General features: G+C 62.1%; 1 protein-coding gene. It reads right to left on the bottom strand.

Going from position 1 to position 758, the window contains the following annotated elements:
* Positions 1–758 (bottom strand): hemagglutinin repeat-containing protein (locus AC07VO_RS29880; protein ID WP_192351936.1); only part of this gene is annotated, 758 nt, incomplete at both ends.

Here is a 758-nt window from a genome sequence, read left to right as displayed (position 1 = left end):
CTGACGTGGTCTTCCTGACGGGTTTCTTTTTTGTCCTTGAAATAGGAATGCTCTTCGTTGGCGGCAGCACCGAAGAACACATCGCGTTTGGCCTCGAGAGTTACGTCGTCCTTGGCGTCGAGCTTGCTCGCGACCACCGCAATATCGCGGCCGGCATCAATTGTCAGACCCGCACCGGAAATGACCTCGGCGCCGTGTTGCGTGATGCTCGAGTTGAGGAAGTCGGTACGGCTGTCGGAGTGGCGCTCTTCCACAGCAGTGATGCTGACGTCGCGCGTGGCATCGATGGTCATGTCGCCACCGCTTTTCAATACACCACCGGTATTCAGGACGTCGCGCCCGGCGTTGATCACCAGTTTGTTGGCGGCTTCGATGCGGGCGGCGCTGTCCACGAAGTCGCGCGCGTGGCTGTAGTCGCCGACGCTGCTGTCGTGGGAGGTCACCGTGCGCTCGTTGACGACGTCGCCGTTCGTGGCGCTGAGCGTTACGTCTCGCCCGGCAATGATGCCCCCCGCCTTGTTGGTCAGGTTATTGGTGGCGAGCAAGTCCAACCGTTCCCCGGCCTCCACCAGCCCGCTGCTGACCAGGTCTTTTTTGGCCGTTGCCTCCAGGTTCTGGCTGGCGCGCAGGGTGCCGGCGTTGTTCAGGTCTTTGCCCGCGATCAGGGTCACATCGCTGCCCTGGATCAATGCGCCGTTGGCGGCGAGGCGGTTGTTGGCGTTGGCCAGGTACAGCACCGGCACCAGGACTTTTTCGCC

Source organism: Pseudomonas sp. GW821-FHT03E01 (assembly GCF_059420765.1).
This window is presented reverse-complemented; position numbering and strand designations above follow the sequence as displayed.